Source organism: Tritonibacter litoralis (assembly GCF_009496005.1).
Classification (GTDB): Bacteria; Pseudomonadota; Alphaproteobacteria; order Rhodobacterales; family Rhodobacteraceae; genus Epibacterium; species Epibacterium litoralis.
On record NZ_WIBF01000003.1, the window covers coordinates 1 to 19,088 of the forward strand.

The window sequence follows — 19,088 nt, forward strand, 5'->3', positions numbered from 1 at the left end:
CTCCGGTGTGTCCCGCAGCGTCCCCGCCGCGCCCCGCAGCGCCTCAGCGCCGCCGGTGAAGGGGCTTTTACGGGTAAGGCGGGATAGGCGCAACCCCTTTTTTCAAGAATTTCGCATTTTTTTCATACGCACGTCACTTTGCGTAAAAAACTGACATTCTCAGAGTGTTTGCGCTGGTGACAAACGGCGCTTCACGAGGTCGACCAGAGGCATGCGCAGCAACAGCAGCACCGCGATCCCGCAGAGATAAGCCAAGGGCTCGATCTGGAACCCCTTTGCGAGCCAGACATAGTGAACTCCGCCTAAAACCGCTGCGGGATAGACCAGGCGGTGCAATTTACGCCAGCGGCTGCCCAGTTTGCGGATCGAGGCTGTGTTGGAGGTCACCGCCAGAGGCAGCAGAAGCAAGAAGCTGCCCATGCCAATGGTCACAAATGGGCGTTTGAGGATGTCCGTGACAATCTGTGAGAGGATCTGAACATCCAGGACCAGCCAGACCAGAAGGTGGCAGCACACATAGAAGAAACACAGCAAGCCAATCGCCCGGCGAAACTTCATCAGATTGAGCCCCAGATAGCGTCGCAGCGGGGTGATCGACAGGGATGCAATCAGGAACTGCAACGCAAGTTCGCCATAGCGGTGCTCAATCGCCTTTACGGGATCCACGCCCAAGCCGCCTGTAACCCCAAGGTAAAACAGCCAGGGGGCAGGCAATGCCCCCAAGACATATAAACACCAGGTCGGGATCCAGCGGACCAGCCGGTTCAGCTGGTCCCGGGCAATTGTGAGCATCAGTAGAACTTTCGCAGATCCATTCCATCGTACATATGCGCGACTTCTTTTTCATAACCATTGAACATTAACGTCGGCTGACGCTGGGCAAAGATGCCGCCCCCCAGAAGACGTTCGGAAGCCTGGCTCCAACGGGGGTGATCCACATTTGGGTTCACGTTGGAATAAAAACCGTATTCGCGGCCATTGGCCATGTTCCAGCTGGTATCCGGCTGCTCTTCGGTCAGGGTGATTTTGACGATCGATTTGATCGACTTGAACCCGTATTTCCAAGGCACCACCAGACGCAGGGGCGCCCCGTTTTGATTGGGGAGCGGTTTGCCAAAGATACCGGTGGCCATCAGCGTCAGCGGGTTCATCGCCTCATCCAGGCGCAGGCCTTCGCGGTAGGGCCAGTCCAACACAGGATAAGCGGTGCCGGGCATTTCCGCAGGGCGATACAGTGTTTCAAAGGAGACGTATTTCGCCCCATCCTGAACGCCTGCCAAATTCAACAGGTCGGCCAGTTCAAATCCGTTCCACGGCACCACCATGGACCAGGCTTCCACACAGCGAAAGCGATAGATGCGCTCTTCGATTGTCATCTCGGACAGGATGTCGCCCAACGCATAGTCACCGGGATTGTCCACCAGACCATCGATTGTCACGCTCCAGGGCGTGGTTGTCAGTTGACCTGCGTTATCTGCTGGGTCGGTTTTGCGGGTGCCGAACTCATAGAAATTGCAATAGTTCGTGACCTCTTCCCATGTATTGGGCGTCAGCGTCTCTTGGGCCTGCGCGGCGGTGCCCGCCATCCCGGACAAGCCGGCACCTGCCAGACCTGCCAGGATTTTACGGCGGTTCCAGAACAGATCTTCTGGGGTCACATCTGCGGTCGTGAGGTCGTTTTTCCAACGGTATGCCATGCCGGGCTCCTTTACGTGCTTAAGGCGAAGTCATAGCTAAGGCTACGCTCTGGGCTCAAAGAATATTCCATCACGACTCCGCGACAGCGCTGTAACTTGGCATCAGCTCGTTCATGGGACGCGAGTGCCCGCCCTCTTGCATGATGCGGACATGGCGGCGGCGGATCTGGCGCGGTTCCGCAACACCTACGGAATGTGCGATCACCTCAACCTCATGCACCAGCTCCTGGGCATAACGGGCGACACGCGCGTGTTTTTCCTCAACCACAAGACCTTTTTGAAACCGCGGGTCATGGGTAGTGATGCCGGTTGGGCAGGTGTTCTTGTTACATTTCAAAGCCTGGATACACCCCAATGAGAACATAAAGCCCCGCGCTGAGGTGACAAAATCTGCCCCCGCGGCCAGGGCCCAGGCCACATCGCCGGGGTTCACCAGCTTGCCACTGGCAATCAGACGGATACGGTCGTGCAGTGCATATTCGTCGCGCAGGTTACAAACCATTGGCAGTGCTTCGCGCACGGACATGCCGACCAGATCCATCAGGGGCATGGGGGCCGCGCCGGTTCCGCCTTCGCCGCCATCAATGGTGATAAAATCAGGCGCATCCTCGGTACGGCTGGCGATGTTCATGAACATCTCGCGCATCACCGCCTCTCCCCCCACCACGGTTTTGATGCCAACAGGCTTGCCGGTAACCTCACGCACATGAGCGATCATATCCAGTAGATCATCCCAGCTGGCGATCTCTGGATGGCGGTTCGGAGAAATGCTCGCCTCGCCTTCGTGGATCCCGCGGATTGCCGCGATCTCGGCGCTGACCTTCTCGGCTGGAAGGATGCCGCCCTTGCCCGGTTTGGCCCCCTGAGACAGCTTGATCTCAAACATACGCACCTGGTCATGGGCCGCAGCTGCGCGCAGCTTGTCGTCGCTGATCCCACCTTCGGGGTTGCGCACACCGTATTTAGCGGTGCCGATTTGGAAAACGATGTCACAGCCGCCTTCCAGGTGAAACGGGCTGAGACCACCTTCGCCCGTGTTCAGCCACACGCCTGCCTCTTTGGCCCCGCGGCTCAGCGCTTGAATAGCCGGTTTGGACAGCGCGCCATAGCTCATGCCCGAGATATTAAAAATCGAGGGTGCATGAAACGGAACCCGCGCCGTGGGACCAATTTCCAAAGGTTCCGTCTTGGCAAAATCGGCGTCCAGCTTGGGGAAGGGGTCGTTCACAAAGATCGCCGTGCCAGGTACCGCAATGTTACGCGTCGAACCAAAGGCAATGGTGTTGCCCGCCCCAACGGCGGCGCGGCCAACCCAATCACGTTGGGCCCGGTTAAATGGCAGCTCTTCGCGGTCCATGGCAAAGAAGTACTGGCGAAAGAATTCGCCCAGTTCGGAAAACAGATGCCGGAAACGCCCGATCACCGGGTAATTGCGCCGGATCGCATCCTTGGTCTGGCGGCGGTCGATGACAAACAGGCCCAGCCCCACAAAAGCTCCGACCCCAATCATCAATACAAAGACATAGACCAGCACTTCCAACGCGTGCAAAGCAAAACCCATGGCACCCTCCAAACAAATTCAGCATTAGGTCGCGCCCAACGCATGGCTTCTATATATAGGTGAAGTGATAACCGCGCCCTTTCCAGGCCGCGCCCTCACGGAACTTTGTTTGCCCTGCAAAGTCGCGAAACAAACATCACATCACCGTGAATTGAAATTTTTTCCCGACCGAGCTTAGGACATGCAGCTCCGTGGTCCAGAAAATCTTTTGCACAGGCTGCGTGAACCAAATCGCCAGATCCCCCGTAGCAGCGTCAATGTTTCCAACGCGGGAGCATTTTACTGCAACAGGAGATCACCCATGCTACGCCGTACTTTTATGACCCTCAGCGCCGTGACTGTTTTTGCTCTGCCCGCATGCGCGGACGGACATTCCAAAGACATCGTCGACACCGCCGTGGGCGCCGGCAGTTTCACCACGCTGGTTGCCGCTGTTCAGGCAGCAGGCCTTGTAGAGACCCTCAAAGGCGACGGACCCTTTACCGTTTTTGCTCCCACCGATGACGCCTTTGCCGCGCTGCCCGATGGCACGGTGGACTCACTGCTGAAACCTGAAAACAAAGATCAGCTGGTGTCGATCCTCACCTATCATGTGGTACCGGGCAAGGTCATGTCTGGCGATCTGAGCGACGGGATGAAGGCTGCCACCGTTCAGGGCAGCGAGGTGACCATTGGAACCTCCGACGGCGTAACCGTGAATGGCGCGAATGTGGTGCAGGCGGATATCGCTGCCTCAAATGGTGTGATCCATGTGATCGATCAGGTCATCCTACCGGAATAACCCATAAAAAGAACGCGCCGGAGATCCGGCGCGTCCTCACATCAAATATCGCTTCGTGCAAAGCGGTCAGTGCACAACCGCGTCATCCGGGCGGGGCTTGCCAGAGTTTCCAACCCGATCCCCGATCACCAGACCCTCTTTCCCAGCCGAGACCGTCACGGTATCGCCATCCATGATGTCACCGCCCAGCAGCATCTCAGCCAACGGGTTTTGCAGCGCGCGCTGGATCACCCGTTTCAAAGGCCGCGCGCCAAAGACCGGGTCATAGCCTTCGTCCGCCAGCCAGGTTTTGGCGGCCTCATCCAGCACCAGATCAATCTTGCGCCCGGCCAGACGTTTCAGCAGACGCGCCAGCTGGATCTTGACAATACCATCCATGTCTTCGCGCGCCAGGCGGTCAAAGATGATGGTCTCATCCAAGCGGTTCAGGAACTCAGGCCGGAAGTGCGCTTTGACCGCATCCATCACATCCCGCTTGGCATCCGAGGCATCGGCCCCTTCAGGCAGCTGGCTCAGCGCTTGTGCCCCCAGGTTCGAGGTCAGGATAATCAGCGTCTGTTTGAAATCCACAGTCCGCCCTTGCCCATCGGTCAGCTGGCCATCATCCAGGACCTGCAACAAGACGTTGAACACATCCGGATGCGCCTTTTCGACCTCATCAAACAAGACCACCTGATAGGGTTTGCGCCGCACGGCTTCGGTCAACACGCCACCCTCATCATAGCCGACATAACCCGGAGGGGCACCGATCAGACGCGCAACCGCGTGTTTCTCCATAAACTCGGACATATCCACGCGCACCATGGCGCTGTCGTCGTCAAACAGGAAATTGGCCACGGCTTTGGTCAGCTCAGTTTTACCGACACCGGTGGGGCCAAGGAACAGGAACGATCCCAGCGGGCGGTTTTCATCATTCAGACCCGCACGCGCCCGGCGCACCGCATTGGACAGGGCCGTCACCGCTGCGTTTTGGCCGATGACCCGCGCGTGCAGCTCCTCTTCCATCCGCAACAGTTTCTCACGCTCGCCTTCCAGCATGCGCGAGGTCGGAATTCCGGTCCAGCGCTCCACAACGGCGGCGATCTGTTCCGGGCGCACGGCCTCTTCGACCATCAGCCCCTGTTGTTCCTTGTCTTCGGCATCCGCCAGCTGTTTTTCCAGCCCCGGAATAACCCCATAGGACAATTCACCCGCGCGGGCAAAATCGCCGTTTCGAGTCGCAATCTCCAAGTCAGAGCGCGCCCTTTCCAGCTGTTCCTTGACCTCGGTCGCAGACGCCAGCTTGTCTCGTTCGGCCTGCCACTGGGCGGTCATCTCGGCAGACTGCTCTTGCAGGTCCGAGAGTTCCTTTTGTAGACGCTCCAGCCGATCCTGTGAAGCGGCGTCTTCTTCCAGTTTCAACGCCTCTTCCTCGATCTGCAGTTGCAGGATCTGGCGGTCCAACGCATCCAGCTCTTCTGGTTTGCTGTCCACCTGCATGCGCAGACGGCTGGCAGCCTCATCGACTAGATCAATCGCCTTGTCCGGCAGGAAGCGGTCGGTGATATAGCGGCTCGACAAGGTCGCGGCCGAAACCAGCGCCGCATCTGCGATCCGCACACCGTGGTGCAGCTCATATTTTTCCTTAATGCCGCGCAGGATGGAAACGGTGTCTTCAACCGTTGGCTCCTCTACCAACACCGGTTGGAACCGGCGGGCAAGGGCTGCGTCCTTTTCCACATATTTACGGTATTCATCCAGGGTGGTCGCGCCGATACAGTGCAACTCACCCCGCGCCAGCGCCGGTTTGATCAGGTTCGCCGCATCCATCGCACCGTCTGATTTCCCGGCACCCACCAGCGTGTGCATCTCATCAATGAACAGCACAATCTCACCAGCGGCTTCGCCAACCTCGGTCAGGATCGCCTTTAGACGTTCCTCAAACTCACCCCGGTATTTGGCACCGGCAATCAGCGCGCCCATGTCCAGCGACAACAGCTGTTTGTCGCGCAAGGATTCCGGCACGTCCCCATTGACGATCCGCAGGGCCATCCCTTCGGCGATCGCGGTTTTACCCACGCCGGGTTCACCAATCAGCACCGGATTATTCTTGGTCCGGCGGCTCAACACCTGCATGGCGCGGCGGATTTCCTCGTCACGTCCGATGATCGGGTCAATCTTGCCCTCACGCGCGCGTTCGGTCAGGTCCAGAGCGTATTTCTTCAGCGCGTCATAGCCTTCCTCGGCGGTGGCACTGTCTGCGGTTCGGCCTTTGCGAATGTCGTTGATCGCCTCGTTCAGCTTCTGAGCAGAAACATCCCCCGCCACCAGCGCATCCTTTGCCTTGGATTTGACCAAGGCCAGCGCCATCAACAGACGTTCCACCGGAACAAAGCTGTCGCCAGCCTTTTCCGCAATCTTGGCCGCCTCATCCAGAACCTTGGCGGTTTGGCCATCCAGGTAGATCTGACCGGCATCGCCCGAAATCTTGGGCAATTTATCAACCGCTGCCTGCGCCGCTTCGGCAACCCGGGCTGCATCGCCGCCCGCACGCGAAATCAGGTTGCTGGCCAGCCCCTGATCATCATCCATTAGTGATTTCAAAAGATGTTCCGGCATCATCCGTTGATGCCCTTCACGCAGCGCAATGGTCTGCGCCGCCTGCACGAATCCCCGTGCCCGCTCTGTGAACTTGTTCAAGTCCATCACGTTCTCCTTTTCCAAGCGCCCGGTTATGGTGGAACGCCCGCTTGGCAGCACGTCCCGGTTCGGGCCTCATCCTCAAATTTGGGCAGATTCCCCGCCACTTCAAGACTATGCGCCAAATTCGCTTAGATTTCCCTGATATGGCGCAAATTGGGGAAGGATCGGGGGTTTTCAGCCGCGCCCGTCCCGATTAGGAAAGCGCAAGTTCCCCTAAAAGCCCGGAGTACAAAAGATGACCCAGCCCACAGCAGACGACCGCCTGATTGTTGCCATGGATGTTCCCGACGCGCTGGCCGGGCTGAAGCTGGCGGAGCAGATCGGCGATGCCGTCTCCTTTTACAAAATTGGTCTGGGCATGCTGACAGGCGGCGGTCTGGCGCTCGCCAATGAGCTGAAACAGGAACACGGCAAGCGTATCTTCTTGGACATGAAGCTGTTTGATATTGGTGCCACGGTGGAGAACGCGGTGCGGGGGCTGGCTCAGTTTGATCTCGATTTCCTGACTGTGCACGGCGACCCCTATGTGGTCAAAGCCGCCAAAGAGGGCGCGGGCGGCAAGGATCTCAAGATCCTTGCAGTGACCATCCTGACCTCACTGGACCGTCAGGATCTGGACGGAGCACTGATCAAGGACGGTGCGGTCAAAGATCTGGTGATCGAACGAGCCGGGAATGCCCTGGCCGCGGGCGCAGATGGTGTGATCGCCAGCCCGCAAGAGGCCGCGCTGATCCGCGCCCTGCCCGAAGCCGAGGGCAAGCTGATCGTGACCCCGGGTGTCCGTCCGGCTGGTGCGGATCTCGGCGATCAAAAACGCGTTGCAACTCCTGCCAATGCCATTGCAGACGGAGCGGACCATATTGTTGTGGGACGACCAATTTGGAAGGCCGAAGATCCGCGGGCCGCAGCCGCAGCCATTCTGACCGAACTGCAAAGCCCCCAAGCACAAAAACCAAACCGATAACATGTGAGCCGCGCAGCTCAACTCAAGCGTTATCGAAGCAGTTAACCTTTTGCTAAGGAAATTGCTTAAATTTGCGCCGCCGAGAAATATTTTCCCGTCGGCTAAAGTCCGCCCAAATCACTTCAGTTGACGTTCACGGCAATTGCGTCAACTGACTGGGAATGCGGAATTTTTCCGATCCTCACCAGTTTTCCTAAAAAAATTGCATGTGATAGAAAAAGCACAGGTGATTCTTCCGCCTTTGATTCCGGAACCGCAAACCTTTGCGAAATGGCGAAAACTGCGGGAACCTGTGACTAGGACACTCCCCTGACGGGTTGTTCTTCCTGTAACCCGTCAACTTCCCCCGCATCTGCGGGGGACTTTGTTTTGGGGCGTTGGATTTCACTCACAAGCGGCAATACGCCCAAGCTCAATCCCAAAATTCTACGCTTTTGGCATCCAAGTAATCCTGCAAGCGCAGTTTGAAGTTGGGAACCGCCTTGGGATGTGCGCAGTAATCCTCGGGCGACATCATCTCCCAACGCTGACCTTCATCTCCCAGCCGCACATCATCGATGGCGCTGTCCGGTAGATGGGCCGCAAAGAACCATGTCACCTCAGCGCCGGATTGGTATTCCCGTGCCCAGACGATGTCGATCTCTTCCAGCGCAAGGCCGATTTCCTCCTCGGTTTCCCGCAAGGCGCAGGCCTTGGGGGTCTCATCCCCTTCACGCCCGCCTCCCGGCAGATCCCAAAAGGCCGGAAAAGGAATGTCAGGCTTGTCATCGCGCAGAATAACCACCAGTTTTGCGCCCAGAAACAGGGCCAGTTTTGCGCCAGTAAATGACATTCTCGCCTCGGTAATCGCTAAAGACAAATCCCTGCCGCATAGATAGGATGGGATGTTCCCTCCCGCAACCGGACATGAAAATGGAAGCCCTCTGCCGCGATTGTTTGAGCGTTATTGCGCCGGCCCGCCGCTGCCCGCATTGCGGCAGCCCCCGGATCCTAAAACATAAAGAGCTGTTTTCCCTGTCGATCGCCCATATGGATTGCGATGCCTTCTTTGCCAGTGTCGAAAAACGGGACAATCCGGAACTGGCCGACAAACCAGTCATTGTGGGGGGCGGCAAACGCGGCGTGGTCTCCACAGCCTGTTATCTGGCCCGTATTCGTGGCGTACGCTCGGCCATGCCGATGTTTCAGGCGCTGAAGCTCTGCCCGGATGCCGTTGTCGTCAAACCACGCATGCAGGCCTATGTGGAGGTCAGCCGACAGGTGCGCGCAATGATGGATGAGCTGACGCCGGTGGTGGAACCATTGTCACTGGACGAAGCCTTTATGGATCTGACGGGCACCGAAAAGCTGCACAATGCGCCCCCGGCCATTATGCTGGCGCGGCTGGTCAAACGGATGAAGGATGAATTGGGCATCACCGGCTCTATCGGTCTCAGCCACAACAAATTCCTGGCCAAAGTGGCCTCAGATCTCGACAAACCCCGCGGATTTTCGGTGATCGGCCTGGAGGAGACGCAGGAGTTTCTGCGCGATAAACCGGTGCGGTTGATCTGGGGCATTGGGCCGGCAGCCCAAGAATCGCTGGCCAAGGCTGGCATTCGCACTTTTTCAGATCTCATCAGATGGGAACAACAAGATCTGGTCCAGCGTTTTGGCAGCATGGGCGAACGGCTGTTTCACCTTGCACGGGGCCAGGACCGGCGCCGCGTGTCTTCTCGCACTCCGATGAAGTCCATTTCGACCGAGACGACATTCTTTGAAGACACCCAGAATCTGAAGGTGCTGGACGGTCATCTGTGGCGGCTGGCTGAAAAAGTCGCGGACCGCGCCAAGGCCAAGGGGTTGGCGGGCCGTGTGGTCACGTTAAAGCTGAAACGCGCCAACCACTCCACTCTGACCCGCCGCACCTCGCTGCGCGATGCCACTCAGATCGCCGATCAGATCTACCGCACTTCGCGGGACATGTTGGACAGCGCGGTGGCCGAAGGACCGTTTCGACTGATTGGCTGTGGGATTTCAGATCTGGTTCCAGAATCGCAGGCCGATATGACCGCAGACCTTCTGGACCCCAAGGCCGGGCAACGCGCAAATGCAGAGCGGGCCGCCGACAAGATACGTGCCAAATTCGGAGATGGCGCGATCCTGAAAGGGCGCGCTTTGCGCTAGGCTACTCTGCCGCAATGGGCAGCTGGTCTTGTCCCATGGACACCAAATCCGCCACCACATCCGTCAGCACCCGGCGCAGCGCGTCAAAACCGCCATGCGGCTCGATCGAGCGTTCGTCCATATAAAGCGAGCGGTCGATTTCAACCTGAACCGCGTGTTGATTATGGGAGGGCCGCCCATAGGTCTGGGCAATGTAAGCCCCCGCAAACGGCGCATTGCGTGCAACTGTCAGCCCCGCACGCACAAAGGCCGATTCGACCTGATCCATTACCTCCGAACTGCAGGATGCGCCAAAACGATCCCCCAATACTACTTCTGGTTTGCGCTGGTTGCGCAAATGCGGCTCACCGATGGCCTCGTGGGGCATCGAATGGCAATCAATCAAAACGCTCGCCCCAAACTGGCGTTTTCCCTGCTCCATGAGCTGTTTGAGCTGGCGATGATATGGGTGCCAATACTGCGCCAGCCGGTCTTCGGCTTCTTGCCGTGACAACTTGCCAGAATAGATGGCCCGGCCATTTGCAACCACCCGCGGGATCACCCCAAGGCCCGAGGCAACCCTCGGATTTTGCGCCTTTTTTGGTACATCCCGGATCAAGGCTGGATCCAGTTCATCCGGCGCGCGGTTCAGATCCACAAAAGCACGCGGCACCTTTGCGGCCAGCAAAGGCGCGCCAAATTTTGGAGCCATCGCAAACAGGGCATCCACATAGGCATCGGAAGAGCTGCGAATCTGCAAGTCGTTTAGAATCGAGCGATCCAAGAAGCTGCCGAGGTAATTGTCACCGCTGTGGGGTGAGGCAAATACAATGCCAGAACGCAGAACACGCGGCATTTCCAATCGAAAAGCTTTCTCCGTCATTCCGGCTCCGACAATTTGTTACAAGAAACACCTTAGACTGGAAATTCCTTTGCCAAAAGCTCTTGCGCCCGTCTGCGACTCTTATTATAGACCCCTTCACCGGCGCGGATCTCCGCGCCCCTTTACTTTGAGGGGGCAGTGAAGTGCAGGTAATCATGGGCGATTAGCTCAGTGGTAGAGCACTTCGTTGACATCGAAGGGGTCACAAGTTCGAACCTTGTATCGCCCACCATGATTTCATTGTTTTGATCTGACCGCAGATCGAAACACCCGTCAACCCAGGCGCTGGTTCGCGCGCCGCAGTAATAGGAGAGAGGCCATGAAGGTCAAGAACTCGCTCCGCTCGCTCAAGAACCGGCACCGTGATTGCCGCATTGTGCGTCGCAAGGGCCGCGTCTATGTGATCAACAAGACCCAGCGCAAATTCAAAGCGCGCCAGGGCTGAGTTAGATCCAAGGATCGACGCCACGGAATTTTCAGGAAACCGCATCATCCGATGCGGTTTTTTGCTGTTTGGGGGTCTGTTTTCTGCAGCTCCGTTTGATCTAGGACAACCCGCCCATCACATTTCTGACTATTCCTATCGGAAAACATTTGCATCCAACGCATAATACTTTAATTGACAGTTTCAGTCGGGTACCGACTCGAGAAATTCAGTCTGAAAACGGGACATTTCGAATGACCACAAAAACTTTCTTTCTTGGCGCGCTGACCGCAGCCGTTGCCACCACGGTCGCTGCCGAAGGTGAATTGAACCTCTATTCCTCACGTCACTACGACACTGACGAGCAGCTCTATACAGAATTCGAAGAGGCCACCGGTATCACGATCAACCGGATCGAAGGCAAGGCAGATGAGCTTTTGGCCCGTATGCAAGCCGAAGGCGCAAACTCGCCAGCAGATGTCTTTGTCACCGTCGACACCTCCCGCCTGTCCCGCGCAAAGAACGCCGGCGTTCTGCAGCCCATCGACAGCGCCGTTCTGGAAGAGAAGATCCCTGCCAATCTGCAGGATGAAGACAACCAATGGTTCGGCTTCTCCCAGCGCTCGCGCATCATCTTCTTTGACAAGGCTGACGTTGCAACCCCGCCTGCCACCTATCTGGATCTGGCGAAACCGGAATACAAAGGTCTGGTCTGCGTTCGCTCCTCCAGCAACACCTATAACCAGACCCTGCTGGCCGCCATCGTGACCAACCACGGCGAAGAGGTTGCCAAAGACTGGGCGGCAGGCATCGTTGAAAACATGGCCCGTGCGCCTCAGGGCGGTGACACCGACCAACTGCGTGGCATTGTCTCTGGCGAGTGCGAGATTGCGGTCTCCAACAGCTATTACTTTGCGCGCGCGATCCGCAAAAACGTCAAAGGTGTTTCCGATCACCTGGATATGATCGGCTGGACCTTCCCGTCCCAAGAGGCAGAAGGCGCACACATGAACCTGTCCGGTGCAGGCGTTGCGGCCCACGCCCCGAACAAGGAAAACGCGATCAAATTCCTGGAGTACCTGTCGTCTGACTCGGCGCAGAAATACTTCTCGGGTGGGAATGACGAATTCCCAGTTGTTGCAGGTGTTGAACTGGCCCCAAGCGTTGCCAAACTGGGTGCGTTCAAAGCGGACGATGTACTGCTGTCGGAAGTGGCGAAAAACATCCCCGTTGCACAGAAGATCTTTAACGAGGTGGGTTGGAAATAACGCCACCCTCCAAGGTCAGAACAAGGCGCAGGCATCCCCTGCGCCTTTTTTGTTTGCCTATCGGCGTCCGACCTGGCGACAGATCAGGATCACCGGAATAAGGCCCATGGCCACAATCACCAACGACGGCACCGCCGCCCCTTCCAACCGCTCATCCGAGGCCAGCCGATAGGCCTGAACTGCCAATGTGTCATAGTTGAAAGGACGCATAATCAGGGTCGCGGGCAGCTCTTTCATCACATCGACAAAGACGATCAGCAAGGCGGTCAACAGGCTGGGCGTCAACAACGGCAAATGCACCCGGCGCAACATGCCAAGCGGCGTCTGCCCCAGGGAGCGCGCGGCCGCATCCATATTGCTGTGCACCGTCGCCTGCCCGCCTTCATAGGCGCCCAACGCCGCTGACAGAAACCGCACCATATACGCAGCCACCAGCAACCAAATCGAACCGGTCACCAACAGGCCCGTGCGAATGTCAAATGTCGCCCGCATCCAAGCATCCAGCGCGTTGTCAAAGGCGGCAAAAGGCACCATCAGCCCCACCGCAATCACGCCCCCTGGCACCGCATAGCCCAACCGCGCGGCATAAGAAGCCCAGGCCGAAGTGCGACCAGGGCGCAAGCGTTGATAGATCCCCAGACACACGGCAGCTGTGACCGTAATGACGGCCGCCGTCCCCGCAAGGGTGAGAGAGTTCTGGATGAACTGCACATACCGACGGCTCATCAGGTTCTGCTCTGACTCCATCCCCATGCTAAAAAGGATCACAACCGGCAGTACAAACCCCAACAAAACCGGCAGGCCACACAAGATCCAAGCCGCAATCATACGCGGCCCGCTCAGCTCGGCCGGGGGCATCTTGGCATGTTGTTTGCCCGCCTGGTGATACCGCGCCTTGCCCCGGCTGATCCGTTCTCCAACCGACAGCATCAACGAAAACGCCAGAAGGCACAGTGCCAGCTGTGCTGCTCCGGTGCGATCCCCCAGCGAGAACCAGCTAGTGTAGATCCCAGTGGCAAAGGTCTGAACGCCAAAATAGGAAACCGTCCCAAAATCCGCGACCGTCTCCATAATTGCCAGCAGTACCCCGGTGGCAATGGCTGGCCGGGCCATGGGCAGGCTGACCCGCCAAAAGGCCTCTAGCGACGTTTTTCCCAGCGCACGTGCGGCCAGAAACGCGCCTGCGGATTGCTGCAAAAAGGCCGCGCGTGCCAGCAAATAGACATAAGGATAGAGCACAAGAATCAACATCAAAGCCGCGCCGGGCAGCGACCGCACTTCCGGGAACCAATAATCGCGCGGCCCCCATCCGGTCATGTCGCGCAATGTCGATTGAACAATGCCCGGGTGATCCAGAATATAGGTATAGGCATAGGCAAGCACATAGGCCGGGAAGGCCAGTGGCAAGACCAGCAGCATCTCAAACAGGCGCACCCCCGGAAACCGCGTCATGGTCACCATCCAGGCTGCACCCACCCCAATGGCAAAGGTTCCCACCGCGACCAGAGCCACCAGATAAACGGTCGCGCCCAGATAACGCGGCAACACCGTCTCAGCCAGATGGGTCACCGTGTCCAACCCGCCAGTCAGCGCCGCAATGGCCACGGCCACCATTGGCAAAAGACAGGCCAGTGCGATCCCAAAGCTGAGCGTCTTGAACAGCCCGCCACCCGCATGAGAGGTACGGCGGCGCCCGTGCGGGGCAAGGATTTTCTGCTGGTCAACGGCACTCATGCGTGGCCTCATCTGCGAATTGGTGGCCTTTTTTCTATCAATCCCACGAGGAAAGCCAGCGCAAAACCCCACCGACAGAGCGCACTGATGTCACAGCTCTAGCCCCACGGCCAATTGCGCCAGACTGCGAACATGTTTCTGCAAGTCTTATTGGGACATCTTCTGAAAAGCGCCAAGCTGGAAGTTTTTGCGCATCAAGGCGATTCCAAACAGGACAGACAAAACCAAGGCAATGCGGTCTGCCGCTTTTTCTACACCCAGTTCCTTGGCCATCGGCTCGGCAATGCCTTTTCAACCATGCCCCGGATACACGCGCCCATCTCGGGATCAATGACTTGGCCTCTGCAGCCACAGGGTCAGAGTGCTGGGTCAGCGCGCCTCAGTCATAGACGCGTTGATCCTCGATCACCAAACCATCGCGAGGGATGGCGCCAGGGGCCACAACTTCGATTTGGCCCTTCAGCTTCAGAACCTCGATGACGGAGCGTGCAAATTGGGTCTGATCGCCCCCTTCAGCCTCAATCTGCACCGTCATCCGGTCCATCTCCCCTTCCCGACTGGCAATAACACGGGCACGCTGGATTTCGCTGTGCTTGTCGACCAAAGCCGCAACCTGTTCGGGACGCACAAACATCCCCTTGATCTTGGTGGTTTGATCGGCCCGGCCCATCCAGCCCTTGATCCGCAGGTTGGTGCGCCCACAGGGAGACATGCCCGGCAGCACCGCGCTCAGATCCCCCGTGGCAAACCGCACCAGCGGATAATCCGGGTTCAATGTGGTCACGACGACCTCGCCCACTTCACCGGGGGCCACGGGGGTGCCGGTGCCAGGCGTTACAATTTCCAGCACCACATGTTCGTCGACAATCATCCCTTCCATCGCCGCAGATTCATAGGCGATATTGCCCAGATCGGCAGTGGCATAGCTTTGCAGGCATGAAATACCGCGATCCGCATATTCCTGGCGGAGCGAAGGAAACAGCGCACCACCGCCCACCACCGCTTTGGAAAAGGTGAGCGCAACGCCCATGCTGTCGGCCTTGTCCAAAATCACCTTGAGGTAATCCGGCGTCCCAGCATAGGCGGTGGCACGGGTGTCCCGCGCCGCTGTCACCTGCAGTTCGGTCTGGCCGGTGCCGGCCGGGATCACCCGCGCGCCCACCGCTTGTGCACCGCTTTCGAAAATCATGCCAGCCGGGGTCAGATGATAGCCAAAACAGTTTTGGATCACATCTGTGCGCCCAATGCCAGCCGCATGCAAGAACCGCCCCATGCGCCACCAGTCCCGGCGTGTTCCGCCCGGCTCATAGATCGGGCCAGGCGATTGAAACACATGCACAATTTCGCCCACCGGCACATTGCCAAAGGGTGGGTTTTCCTGTTGCGCGCGCACCAGATCCGATTTGCGCAGCACCGGCAGCCGCGCCAGCTCGGACAGATCCACAAGCGGCGCAATGTCCTGAAGGTAAGCTCCCGGAGCGGCGCAGACACGGGCGATCTGCTCATTTACACCTGCCAACAGCTGCGCCTGGCGTTCATCCTGCGAGCGGGTCTCCAATGTGTCGAAAAATGTCATATGGTTTACCCCCTTAACTCAGCCACCGCTTGCGCCGCCGATAAGACCGCACATCACGAAAGCTCTTGCGCCCGTCCTCGGACATGCCGAGGTAGAATTCTTTGACATCCGGGTTTTCCCGCAGCTCTGCCGCTGGGCCATCCATCACCACCCGGCCGGATTCAAGGATGTAACCATAGTGGGCATAACGCAGCGCCACGCTGGTGTTCTGTTCCGCCAACAGGAACGTCACGCCCTCTTGTTCGTTGACGGCCTTCACGATCTCAAAGATCTGTTCCACCAGCTGTGGTGCCAAACCCATGGAGGGCTCATCCAGCAAGACCGTCTCAGGCCGGCTCATCAGCGCGCGCCCCATGGCCGCCATCTGCTGTTCCCCACCCGAAGTATATCCCGCCTGACTTTTGCGTCGCTCTTTCAGACGCGGAAAATAGGAATAGACCATCTCAAGATCGCGTTTGATTTCAGCCGCGCCATCGGTGCGGGTATATGCCCCCGCCAACAGGTTTTCTTCGACGGTGAGATGTTCAAAACAATGCCGCCCTTCCATCACCTGCACCACGCCACGCTTTACCAGCGCAGCCGGATCCAGTTCGTGCACATTTTGCCCGTGATAGCTGACGGTGCCTTTGGTGACTTCGCCCCGTTCCGAATGCAACAGGTTCGAAATTGCCTTGAGCGTTGTGGTCTTACCTGCGCCATTGCCCCCCAAAAGCGCGGTGATGCCGCCTTTGGGGACCGACAGGCTCACCCCCTTTAGAACCAGGATCACATGGTTATAGATCACCTCAATATTGTTCACTTCCAGTAACCCGGCTGCGGGCGTCTGATCGGTTTTGGTCATATCCAACATGTGCATCCCTCCCGTTCAAAACCCCCGGCCAGCCACGCCAGCCGGGGGGTCGTGATCAATTGCAACGTTCTTCGATGCCGTTTTCCGACGCAAAGGCGGTGGAATCCTCGTTCACCAATGCGCCGATCACCTCGCCATCTGTCGGTTTAAAGTCCGAGATCAGCGACCAGGTCTGGTTGTCTGCATCCCATTGGGTCACGCCAACCAACCCCAGACCGCCGTGATTTTCACAGGACACATTGAAGGTCGGGCCAAAATTGGGCATGCCCAGCGCGCTCATTTTGGCTTCATCAATGACCAGCGCTTCCATACCATCCCGCATCATCGCCGCCGTGATGTCACCGGTGTCATGCATCTCTTGAGCGGTTTTGGCCGCTTCCACAGCCAGCATTGCCGCATACATGCCGCGGTTATACAGCACTTTGCCCACGTTATCGCCGGCACCTGCTGCAAGACCCGCATCAACCACATATTTGCGCATGTCATCAAAGACCGGGAAATCATCGCCCACATTGTGGAAGGTTACGGCCTTGTACCCATTGGCCTTGGCCCCTGCGGCGGCCACATCATGTTCGGCACCGGACCACCAGACCCCGATAAAGTTCTCCATCGGAAAGCGGATGTTGGCAGCTTCCTGAACCGCAACCTGGTTCATCACACCCCATCCCCACATCACCACATAGTCCGGGCGATCGCGGCGGATTTGCAACCATTGGGATTTTTGCTCCTGACCCGGATGATCCACCGGCAACAGCTTCAGCTCATAGCCGTGTTTCTCTGACAGCTCCTCCAGCGTGCGGATCGGCTCCTTGCCATAGGCCGAGTTGTGATAGACCAGCGAGATCTTCTTGCCCTTCAGATCGCCACCGTTTTCCTCCAGCAGGTGGTTGATCACGCCTGACGCCCCATTCCAATAATTTGCCGGATAGTTAAAGACATGGCTGAACACCTTGCCGTTAGCCGCCGATGTGCGGCCATACCCCATGGTATGAAGCGGGATGCCATCTGCCGTTACCTTTGGGATCAGCTGATAGGTGATCCCGGTCGAGAGCGGTTGATAGATCAGCGCGCCCTTGTCTTTGGTCGCTTCATAACATTCCACGCCCTTTTCGGTGTTATAGCCGGTCTCGCATTCGATCACGGTGGCTTTGACCCCACCAATGCCGCCGTCTCGTTCATTCACCAGGGTAAAGTAATCCTGATACCCGTCCGAAAACGGAACCCCGCCGGCCGCATAGGGTCCGGTGCGATAGCTCAGATCCGGGAAGACCAGATCCGCCGCCGCTGGGCCTGCTATCATTGCCGCCGCCACTGCGACGCTCATCAACTTGCGTGTCATCGGTATTCTTCCTCCCATGGTGTTTTCCGATGTTTGGGCGGGCCGCAACTCTTGCGTCCTCCTCCCGCCCCCGTTTCGTGCCCGCCCCGATCAATGCGGGAAGGGCCACAACCTCAGCTTTTCCTTGGTGACGCGCCACATCTGGGCCAGCCCATGTGGTTCAACAATCAGGAAAAACACAATCAACGCGCCCACAACCACCAGCTGGAAATGCGCCACAATATCCGTGGGCCAGCCCAGGACATCCACGCCCACAACCTTCAGGATCACCGGCAACAGCACCAGGAACGCCGCCCCGGCAAAGGAGCCAAAGATCGACCCCAGCCCGCCAATGATCACCATGAACAGAACCAGGAATGACTTCTGGATGCCAAAGGCCTCGCCCACTTCAACCGCCCCCAGATAGACCGAGAAGAACAGCGCCCCTGCGATGCCGATAAAAAAGCCCGAGACGGCAAAAGCGGTCATCTTGGCCTTCATCGGGTTCACACCAATGATTTCCGCCGCGATATCCATATCCCGGATCGCCATCCAGCTGCGCCCCACCGTGCCCCGCGTCAGATTGCGTGCCACCAGCGCGCACCCGGTCAGAAACAGCAGGCAAAACAGATAGGTCGCCCAGGCCGGCGCATTGGGGCCGGTAATCACCACCCCCATCACATGGCGTTCCGGCGCGCTGATCTGCCCCGAGGCGGAGTAATTGTAAAACCACGGCACCCGGTTGAAGAGCCACACCAGAAAGAACTGCGCCGCCAAAGTGGCGACCGCCAGATAAAACCCTTTGATCCGAAGGGATGGCAGACCAAACAGCACACAGACCGCCGCCGTGATGCCCCCAGACAGAAGCACATGCACGATCATCGAAACCTCAGGGAAGGCGGTCATCAGCTTGTAACAGCCATAAGCGCCCACTGCCATGAACCCGCCTGTGCCCAGGGACACCTGCCCACAATAGCCGACCAGGATGTTCAACCCGATTGCCGCAATCCCATAAATCAGAAATGGCAACAGGATCGCATTCGCCCAGTAATCGGTGATGAAAAACGGGATCACCCCAAAGGCCACCGCCAGCACCGCATAATAACGCATCCGGTCGAACCGAATGGGAAAGGTCTGGCCATCGGCCACATAAGAGGTCTTAAAATCCCCTGCCTCACGATAGAACATGTAATCCTCCCAATAGG

General features: G+C 57.9%; 17 protein-coding genes and 1 tRNA gene. 6 read left to right on the forward strand and 12 right to left on the reverse strand.

Features of this window, described 5'->3' with window-relative positions; translation table 11 throughout:
- Window positions 1-159: 159 nt before the first annotated feature.
- From msrQ to GFB49_RS06285, 3 genes are all read right to left on the reverse strand, one after another.
- Window positions 160-792, reverse strand: a complete 633-nt coding sequence (gene msrQ, locus GFB49_RS06275) for a protein-methionine-sulfoxide reductase heme-binding subunit MsrQ (RefSeq protein WP_153215009.1) — start codon at window positions 790-792, stop codon at window positions 160-162.
- Complete coding sequence (gene msrP, locus GFB49_RS06280; protein ID WP_153215010.1) at window positions 792-1,697, reverse strand: protein-methionine-sulfoxide reductase catalytic subunit MsrP; 906 nt, start codon at window positions 1,695-1,697, stop codon at window positions 792-794. The genes msrQ and msrP overlap by 1 nt, the downstream gene beginning before the upstream one ends.
- A 70-nt stretch (window positions 1,698-1,767) precedes the next feature.
- Window positions 1,768-3,258 carry an FMN-binding glutamate synthase family protein gene (locus GFB49_RS06285; RefSeq protein WP_153215011.1) on the reverse strand — a complete coding sequence of 497 codons (1,491 nt, stop codon included), beginning with the start codon at window positions 3,256-3,258 and terminating at the stop codon, window positions 1,768-1,770.
- 301 nt (window positions 3,259-3,559) lie between these two features.
- Here GFB49_RS06285 and GFB49_RS06290 point away from each other — a divergent pair, with 301 nt between their 5' ends.
- Window positions 3,560-4,039, forward strand: a complete 480-nt coding sequence (locus GFB49_RS06290) for a fasciclin domain-containing protein (protein ID WP_153215012.1) — start codon at window positions 3,560-3,562, stop codon at window positions 4,037-4,039.
- 66 nt (window positions 4,040-4,105) lie between these two features.
- On the opposite strand, the gene clpB is transcribed toward GFB49_RS06290, so the two are convergent.
- Window positions 4,106-6,724, reverse strand: coding sequence for an ATP-dependent chaperone ClpB (gene clpB, locus GFB49_RS06295; RefSeq protein ID WP_153215013.1), 2,619 nt, complete (start codon window positions 6,722-6,724; stop codon window positions 4,106-4,108).
- Between the two features lie 232 nt (window positions 6,725-6,956).
- On the opposite strand from clpB, the gene pyrF reads away from it, so the two are divergent.
- Window positions 6,957-7,685: an orotidine-5'-phosphate decarboxylase gene (pyrF, locus tag GFB49_RS06300; protein ID WP_153215014.1), complete on the forward strand. Its 729-nt coding sequence runs from the start codon at window positions 6,957-6,959 to the stop codon at window positions 7,683-7,685.
- A 412-nt stretch (window positions 7,686-8,097) separates the two neighbouring features.
- Here pyrF and GFB49_RS06305 read toward each other — a convergent pair whose 3' ends face one another.
- The gene (locus GFB49_RS06305; RefSeq protein ID WP_153215015.1) at window positions 8,098-8,517 is read right to left on the reverse strand and encodes an NUDIX hydrolase; all 420 of its coding nucleotides are present in this window, start codon (window positions 8,515-8,517) and stop codon (window positions 8,098-8,100) included.
- Between the two features lie 80 nt (window positions 8,518-8,597).
- On the opposite strand from GFB49_RS06305, the gene GFB49_RS06310 reads away from it, so the two are divergent.
- Complete coding sequence (locus GFB49_RS06310) at window positions 8,598-9,851, forward strand: DNA polymerase IV (RefSeq protein ID WP_153215302.1); 1,254 nt, start codon at window positions 8,598-8,600, stop codon at window positions 9,849-9,851.
- 1 nt (window position 9,852) lies between these two features.
- Here the strand turns inward: GFB49_RS06310 and GFB49_RS06315 are convergent, their stop codons facing one another.
- Complete coding sequence (locus tag GFB49_RS06315) at window positions 9,853-10,713, reverse strand: N-formylglutamate amidohydrolase (RefSeq protein WP_153215016.1); 861 nt, start codon at window positions 10,711-10,713, stop codon at window positions 9,853-9,855.
- A 157-nt stretch (window positions 10,714-10,870) separates the two neighbouring features.
- Between GFB49_RS06315 and GFB49_RS06320 the strand changes: the two genes are divergently transcribed.
- The 3 genes from GFB49_RS06320 to GFB49_RS06330 all read left to right on the forward strand — a co-directional run bounded on the left by GFB49_RS06320 (window position 10,871) and on the right by GFB49_RS06330 (window position 12,405).
- Window positions 10,871-10,945 (forward strand) — tRNA-Val (locus GFB49_RS06320).
- 87 nt (window positions 10,946-11,032) lie between these two features.
- Window positions 11,033-11,158, forward strand: coding sequence for a type B 50S ribosomal protein L36 (ykgO, locus tag GFB49_RS06325; protein WP_008755722.1), 126 nt, complete (start codon window positions 11,033-11,035; stop codon window positions 11,156-11,158).
- A 233-nt stretch (window positions 11,159-11,391) separates the two neighbouring features.
- Window positions 11,392-12,405 carry an extracellular solute-binding protein gene (locus tag GFB49_RS06330; protein WP_153215017.1) on the forward strand — a complete coding sequence of 338 codons (1,014 nt, stop codon included), beginning with the start codon at window positions 11,392-11,394 and terminating at the stop codon, window positions 12,403-12,405.
- Between the two features lie 57 nt (window positions 12,406-12,462).
- Here GFB49_RS06330 and GFB49_RS06335 read toward each other — a convergent pair whose 3' ends face one another.
- The 6 genes from GFB49_RS06335 to GFB49_RS06355 all read right to left on the reverse strand — a co-directional run bounded on the left by GFB49_RS06335 (window position 12,463) and on the right by GFB49_RS06355 (window position 19,071).
- A complete protein-coding gene (locus GFB49_RS06335; protein WP_153215018.1) occupies window positions 12,463-14,139 on the reverse strand; it encodes an ABC transporter permease in 1,677 nt (558 codons plus the stop codon).
- A 147-nt stretch (window positions 14,140-14,286) separates the two neighbouring features.
- Window positions 14,287-14,412, reverse strand: coding sequence for a hypothetical protein (locus tag GFB49_RS20995; protein ID WP_194269280.1), 126 nt, complete (start codon window positions 14,410-14,412; stop codon window positions 14,287-14,289).
- 106 nt (window positions 14,413-14,518) lie between these two features.
- Entirely contained in the window at window positions 14,519-15,715 is a 1,197-nt protein-coding gene (locus GFB49_RS06340) for a phenylacetate--CoA ligase family protein (protein WP_153215019.1), read from the reverse strand.
- Between the two features lie 13 nt (window positions 15,716-15,728).
- Window positions 15,729-16,565: an ABC transporter ATP-binding protein gene (locus tag GFB49_RS06345; protein WP_153215020.1), complete on the reverse strand. Its 837-nt coding sequence runs from the start codon at window positions 16,563-16,565 to the stop codon at window positions 15,729-15,731.
- A gap of 55 nt (window positions 16,566-16,620) precedes the next feature.
- Entirely contained in the window at window positions 16,621-17,904 is a 1,284-nt protein-coding gene (locus GFB49_RS06350) for an ABC transporter substrate-binding protein (RefSeq protein WP_153215021.1), read from the reverse strand.
- 90 nt (window positions 17,905-17,994) lie between these two features.
- Window positions 17,995-19,071, reverse strand: a complete 1,077-nt coding sequence (locus GFB49_RS06355; protein ID WP_153215022.1) for a branched-chain amino acid ABC transporter permease — start codon at window positions 19,069-19,071, stop codon at window positions 17,995-17,997.
- Between the last annotated feature and the right edge of the window lie 17 nt (window positions 19,072-19,088).

Excerpts from the sequence above, each read along its gene's own strand:
- GFB49_RS06290 (WP_153215012.1), top strand. The coding sequence starts at position 3,560 with ATGCTACGCCGTACTTTTATGACCCTCAGCGCCGTGACTGTTTTTGCT.
- GFB49_RS06350 (WP_153215021.1), bottom strand. The coding sequence starts at position 17,904 with ATGACACGCAAGTTGATGAGCGTCGCAGTGGCGGCGGCAATGATAGCA.
- GFB49_RS06305 (WP_153215015.1), bottom strand. The coding sequence starts at position 8,517 with ATGTCATTTACTGGCGCAAAACTGGCCCTGTTTCTGGGCGCAAAACTG.
- ykgO (WP_008755722.1), top strand. The coding sequence starts at position 11,033 with ATGAAGGTCAAGAACTCGCTCCGCTCGCTCAAGAACCGGCACCGTGAT.
- msrQ (WP_153215009.1), bottom strand. The coding sequence starts at position 792 with ATGCTCACAATTGCCCGGGACCAGCTGAACCGGCTGGTCCGCTGGATC.
- msrP (WP_153215010.1), bottom strand. The coding sequence starts at position 1,697 with ATGGCATACCGTTGGAAAAACGACCTCACGACCGCAGATGTGACCCCA.
- GFB49_RS06345 (WP_153215020.1), bottom strand. The coding sequence starts at position 16,565 with ATGTTGGATATGACCAAAACCGATCAGACGCCCGCAGCCGGGTTACTG.
- GFB49_RS06335 (WP_153215018.1), bottom strand. The coding sequence starts at position 14,139 with ATGAGTGCCGTTGACCAGCAGAAAATCCTTGCCCCGCACGGGCGCCGC.
- GFB49_RS06340 (WP_153215019.1), bottom strand. The coding sequence starts at position 15,715 with ATGACATTTTTCGACACATTGGAGACCCGCTCGCAGGATGAACGCCAG.
- GFB49_RS20995 (WP_194269280.1), bottom strand. The coding sequence starts at position 14,412 with ATGGCCAAGGAACTGGGTGTAGAAAAAGCGGCAGACCGCATTGCCTTG.
- clpB (WP_153215013.1), bottom strand. The coding sequence starts at position 6,724 with ATGGACTTGAACAAGTTCACAGAGCGGGCACGGGGATTCGTGCAGGCG.
- GFB49_RS06330 (WP_153215017.1), top strand. The coding sequence starts at position 11,392 with ATGACCACAAAAACTTTCTTTCTTGGCGCGCTGACCGCAGCCGTTGCC.
- GFB49_RS06315 (WP_153215016.1), bottom strand. The coding sequence starts at position 10,713 with ATGACGGAGAAAGCTTTTCGATTGGAAATGCCGCGTGTTCTGCGTTCT.
- GFB49_RS06285 (WP_153215011.1), bottom strand. The coding sequence starts at position 3,258 with ATGGGTTTTGCTTTGCACGCGTTGGAAGTGCTGGTCTATGTCTTTGTA.
- GFB49_RS06310 (WP_153215302.1), top strand. The coding sequence starts at position 8,598 with ATGGAAGCCCTCTGCCGCGATTGTTTGAGCGTTATTGCGCCGGCCCGC.
- pyrF (WP_153215014.1), top strand. The coding sequence starts at position 6,957 with ATGACCCAGCCCACAGCAGACGACCGCCTGATTGTTGCCATGGATGTT.
- GFB49_RS06355 (WP_153215022.1), bottom strand. The coding sequence starts at position 19,071 with ATGTTCTATCGTGAGGCAGGGGATTTTAAGACCTCTTATGTGGCCGAT.